This is a genomic window from Curtobacterium sp. PsM8 (genome assembly GCF_030433875.1).
Lineage (GTDB): Bacteria > Actinomycetota > Actinomycetes > Actinomycetales > Microbacteriaceae > Curtobacterium.
On record NZ_JARUXD010000126.1, the window covers coordinates 1 to 4,527 of the forward strand.

3 protein-coding genes are annotated in these 4,527 nt (G+C 67.0%); all 3 read left to right on the forward strand.

The window, feature by feature from the left end:
* The first annotated feature begins 201 nt into the window (after positions 1-201).
* The 3 genes from QCD68_RS16860 to mmsB all read left to right on the forward strand — a co-directional run bounded on the left by QCD68_RS16860 (position 202) and on the right by mmsB (position 4,428).
* A complete protein-coding gene (locus tag QCD68_RS16860; RefSeq protein ID WP_301223853.1) occupies positions 202-1,221 on the forward strand; it encodes a LacI family DNA-binding transcriptional regulator in 1,020 nt (339 codons plus the stop codon).
* Between the two features lie 394 nt (positions 1,222-1,615).
* Positions 1,616-3,139 carry a multiple monosaccharide ABC transporter ATP-binding protein gene (mmsA, locus tag QCD68_RS16865; RefSeq protein WP_181439349.1) on the forward strand — a complete coding sequence of 508 codons (1,524 nt, stop codon included), beginning with the start codon at positions 1,616-1,618 and terminating at the stop codon, positions 3,137-3,139.
* Positions 3,136-4,428, forward strand: a complete 1,293-nt coding sequence (mmsB, locus tag QCD68_RS16870) for a multiple monosaccharide ABC transporter permease (RefSeq protein WP_301223854.1) — start codon at positions 3,136-3,138, stop codon at positions 4,426-4,428. Before mmsA ends, mmsB begins: the two co-directional genes overlap by 4 nt.
* The last annotated feature ends 99 nt before the right edge of the window (positions 4,429-4,527 follow it).

The following is a 4,527-nucleotide window of genomic DNA, read 5'->3' on the forward strand; positions in this document are numbered from 1 at the left end:
GGCCCGTGGCGACACCGCCACGGGCCTCCCGTCCGTCGTTGCCGGGCCGGCGCGCCAGCGGCAGGCCGACCGTGTCCGATGAGCAACCTGCTCTCCGCTGCTCGTGCAGTGGCAGCGACCCCGGAGGCGTGCATAATGATCTGGCTCGGGATGTGAACGTGCACATGGGCGTGCCGCGGCCCCGGGCGGGAGAGAGCAACGATGGCGACCACGCGGGCAGAGCAGCCGCGGTCCCCCAGCATCCGTGACGTCGCGCGGGTCGCGGGCGTCTCGCACCAGACCGTCTCCCGAGTCCTCAACAACTCGGACGCGATCCGGACCGAGACACGTGACCGAGTCCTCGCGGCGATGGAGGAACTGCAGTACCGGCCGAACCGGGCCGCACGTGCACTGGTGACGAGCAAGACCCGGACGATCGGGGTGCTGACGGCGCAGCGGTCCCACTACGGACCGACCGTGACCCTGCAGGCCATCGAGGACGCCGCCGTGTTGCGCGGGTACTCGGTGACGACGGCGAACATCGCGGTGCCGACGGACGGGGCGGTGCGCGACGGACTCGGGCACCTGCTCGACCAGGACGTCGAGGGCATCATCGTGATCGCCCCGCAGCAGCGCGTGTTCGACATCATCGAGGAGCTCGGCGTCCGGACGCCCTACGTCACGCTGCGCTCGAGCATCAACGAGGACCCGACCGCGCTCTGGGTGGACCAGATGGAGGGCGCCCGGCTCGCGACCGCACACCTGCTGGACCTGGGCCACGAGTACGTCCGGCACATCGCGGGGCCACAGGACTGGATCGAGGCGGACGCCCGGATGCAGGGGTTCCTCCGCGAGATGTCGGACCGGGACATGCCGGTGCAGCCGCCGATCCTCGGGGACTGGACGGCCGACTTCGGCTACCAAGCCGGACGGGAGCTGCTGCGGTGGCGCGACTGCACGGCGGTGTTCTGCTCGAACGACGCGATGGCCCTGGGCGTGATGCACGCGGCGCGGTCGTACGGGCTCGACGTCCCCGGCGACCTGTCGGTGGTCGGCTACGACGACATCCCCGAGGCGAAGCACTTCTGGCCGCCGCTCACGACGGTGCAGGTGGACTTCGCCGAACTCGGACGGCGCAGCGTGGACATCCTGCTGCCGAGCGGCGAGGACCTGCTCCGCCCGATCGACATCGTCCCGCAGCTGGTCGTCCGCGGCTCCACGTCCGCCCCACGGCGCCGCTGAACCGCCGCAGGCCCCGGCCTGGGCGGGTCCCGGGCGCGTCGGAGCCCTGACCCCAACCCGAGGGACACCGCTTCCGCCCTGCGCGGAAAGTGCCCGCAGCGTCACCGAAACGTGACCGATCCGAATTGACAGCCCGGCTGAGCGTGTGCGTAACATTGCCTCCGTTCCTCGATGTGACCGTTCACATCGGCTGTCACACGAGGATCACCCGGACACGACAACGAAGTCCGCACGCACCCTCGTGCCCTTCGGATGCCGTAGCTGTTCCACCGAAGGACTGCCGCATCGCAGCGGCAGAAGGAGATGCACCGTGGCGTCAACCCCACAGGGTCACGACCCGATCGCAAGCGGGCTCGAGACCCGTTCGATCACCGCTCCCGAGACGATCCTCGAGATGCGTTCCATCACCAAGGAGTTCCCTGGTGTGAAGGCGCTCTCGGAAGTCTCGCTGAGCGTCCGCGCCGGCGAGATCCACGCGATCTGCGGCGAGAACGGCGCTGGCAAGTCCACGCTGATGAAGGTGCTGTCGGGCGTCTACCCGTACGGCACCTACGACGGCCAGATCGTCTACGAGGGCGAAGAGGTCCGCTTCTCGAACATCAAGCAGTCCGAACAGGCCGGCATCGTCATCATCCACCAGGAGCTGGCGCTGATCCCGGAACTCTCGATCACCGAGAACCTGTTCCTCGGCAACGAGCCGGGCCGCTTCGGTCGCATCGACTGGACCGCCGCGCAGCTCCGTGCCCAGGACCTGCTGGCCCGCGTCGGCCTGTCCGACGACCCGGACACGCAGATCAAGAACATCGGCGTCGGCAAGCAGCAGCTGGTCGAGATCGCCAAGGCCCTGCACAAGGACGTCAAGCTCCTCATCCTGGACGAGCCGACGGCCGCCCTGAACGAGAACGACTCGCAGCACCTGCTCGACCTCATCGTCGGGCTGAAGGCCAAGGGCATCTCGAGCATCATCATCAGCCACAAGCTGAACGAGATCGAGCAGATCGCGGACGAGATCACGATCATCCGAGACGGCAAGGCCATCGAGACGCTCAACGTCAAGGCGGACGGCGTCAACGAGGACCGCATCATCCGCGGCATGGTCGGCCGCTCGCTCGAGTCCCGCTTCCCGGACCGCACCCCGAAGATCGGCGAGACCTTCTTCGAAGTCCGAAACTGGACCGTGCAGCACCCGATCGACTCGTCGCGTCTGGTCTGCAAGGGCTCGGACTTCCACGTCCGCAAGGGTGAGATCGTCGGCTTCGCCGGTCTGATGGGCGCCGGACGCACCGAGCTGGCGATGAGCCTGTTCGGTCGCTCCTACGGCACCTGGCTCGACGGGCAGATCATCAAGGACGGCCAGGAGATCAAGGTCACCAACGTCCAGCAGGCGATCAACAACGGTCTCGGCTACGTGTCGGAGGACCGCAAGGCCCTCGGCCTGAACCTGCTCGACACCGTGAAGCGCTCGACCGTCGCGGCGGACCTCAAGAAGATCGCCAAGGGCGGCGTCGTCGACTCCCTCGAGGAGTACTCGGTCGCCGAGAAGTACCGGAAACTCCTCCGCACCAAGGTGCCGAGCGTCGAGGACAACGTCGGCAAGCTCTCCGGCGGGAACCAGCAGAAGGTCGTCCTGTCGAAGTGGATGTTCACCGACCCCGACCTGCTGATCCTCGACGAGCCCACCCGCGGCATCGACGTCGGCGCGAAGTTCGAGATCTACGGGATCATCCAGCAGCTCGCGGCCGAGGGGAAGGGCATCATCCTCATCTCGTCCGAGCTCCCCGAGCTCCTCGGTCTCTCCGACCGCATCTACACCATCTTCGAGGGGCAGATCACTGCTGACCTCCCGGCCGACCAGGCCGATCCAGAAACGCTCATGCGCAGCATGACGTCCGCGCGGAAGGGCGCCCCCGTCTCATGAACAACCTGAAGCTGCTCTTCGGCAAGGGCAACTCCATCGGCCAGTACGGCATGATCATCGCGCTCATCGTGCTGCTCGCCTTCTTCGCCTTCACCACGCAGGGGCTCATCCTCGAGCCCACGAACGTGATCAACCTGTTCCTGCAGTACTCGTACATCCTGATCCTGGCGCTCGGGATGGTCATGGTGATCATCGCCGGCCACATCGACCTGTCGGTCGGTTCGGTCGCGGCGGTCGTCGGCATCGTCGTGGCGCAGTCCATGTCGGTCTGGCACTTCCCGGTGTGGGCCGCGATCATCCTGGGCCTCGTCATCGGCGCCCTGATCGGTGCTTGGCAGGGCTTCTGGGTGGCGTTCGTGAAGGTCCCGGCCTTCATCGTGACGCTCGCCGGGCAGCTCATCTTCCGCGGTGCGAACCAGATCATCGGTTCGTCCACCTCGGTCCCGGTCCCGGACGCCTACACCCCGATCGGCGCCGGCTTCCTCGGTGACTTCGGTCCGGACTTCGGCTTCAGCAACGGCACGCTGATCATCGGTCTCGCGACCGTGCTCGCCCTGATCATCATCGAGGCGCGTGGCCGTGCCCGCCGCAAGAAGATGCAGGCCGAGGTCCCGCCGCTGTGGGTCTCGATCGTCCGCACCGGTGTCCTGGTCGCCGTCACGCTCTTCGCTACGTACCTGTTCGCCGCCGGCCCGGTCGGCACGTCCGTCCCGGTCGTCGCGATCATCCTCGGCGTGCTCGTCATCATCTACGGCTTCGTCACGAAGAACACCATCTTCGGTCGCCAGGTCTACGCCGTCGGTGGCAACGCCAACGCCGCGATCCTGTCCGGCGTCTCGGCGAAGAAGGTCAACTTCTTCGTCATGATGAACATGTCGATCCTCGCCGCGATCGCCGGCATGGTGTTCGTCGCCTACTCGGGTGCTTCCGGCCCCGCCGACGGCACCGGCTGGGAGCTCGACGCGATCGCCGCCGTGTTCGTCGGTGGTGCCGCGGTGGCCGGTGGTGTCGGCACGGTCTCCGGTTCGATCATCGGTGGTCTCGTGATGGCACTGCTGTCCAACGGTCTGCAGCTGATGGGGCTCGAGTCGAACAAGGTGCAGATCATCCGTGGTCTGGTCCTGCTCGTCGCCGTCGCCTTCGACGTCTACTCGAAGTCGCAGGGCCGTCCGTCGCTGATCGGCGGCATGATGCGGCAGTTCCAGCGGAAGGACACCGAGCAGAACACCGTCGGTGCCCAGCAGCCCCGCTCGATCGCGGACCAGCCCGAGAACCCCACCCTCCCCTAGCTCGGGTGCCCGCGGCGGTCGGGTGGCCGCCCGCCGCTCCCCCCGGTACGGCCCCTCCCGGTCTCTTATAAACATCTGACGCTGCCGCCGAACAGTAAG